The sequence below is a fragment of the Hyphomicrobium sp. genome (genome assembly GCF_051860585.1).
Classification (GTDB): domain Bacteria; phylum Pseudomonadota; class Alphaproteobacteria; order Rhizobiales; family Hyphomicrobiaceae; genus Hyphomicrobium_C.
The window spans coordinates 1-628 of record NZ_JBHYDS010000024.1 but is presented as its reverse complement, the minus strand read 5'-3'; the positions used below and the strand labels follow the sequence as shown (position 1 = coordinate 628).

Annotated in this window: 1 pseudogene; it reads right to left on the bottom strand. The window is 63.5% G+C overall.

From position 1 onward, the window contains the following. Positions 1-270 precede the first annotated feature (270 nt). Positions 271-628 (bottom strand): annotated as a pseudogene (locus tag ACTIFK_RS19010) (mercury(II) reductase); the annotation flags it as partial.

The window sequence follows — 628 nt, the reverse complement described above, 5'->3', positions numbered from 1 at the left end:
ATCGGCACTAGGACATCGTTGGCGATGGCCTGCGGACTGTCGCGCAAATCGCGCGGGTATCGCATGTTAACGCTAAAGCGTTGCCGTCCCTCCACCGTCGTGGTCACGGTCTGGCCGCCAAGCGCGGTATGCGCCCAAGGAGCGCCTGGCGTGCCGCTGCACTTGCCACCGCAGACCAGTCCGGACGGAATACGCCCGGTCTGATCTCCACTGCGGGTTCGGACGCTAGTGACAATTCTGATTCCATAGCCAGTTCGTTAGGCCGCCCCGTTACCCGGCGCAGCAGGACAGTTTCTTCACGTCCCTGTCGAACGTCTGTGCCGCGAGCTTCAGGCCCTCGACGGTCGTGAGATAGGGGAAGATCGTCTCCGACAGATCATCAATCGTGAGACCGCAGCGGATGGCCAAGGCCGCAGTCTGGATGCTATCGGCGCCCTCTGGCGCGAGAATATGCGCTCCGAGTAGTTTGCGGGTTACCCCATCCGCGATGAGCTTGATAAGCCCCCGTGTGTCGCGCGCCGCGAGCGCACGCGGCACGTTGTCGAGCGAGAGCACCGAAGTCCGCACGGCGTACCCGGCAGCATGGGCTTGCGATTCCGTCAGACCGACACTCGCCACCTGAGGGTCC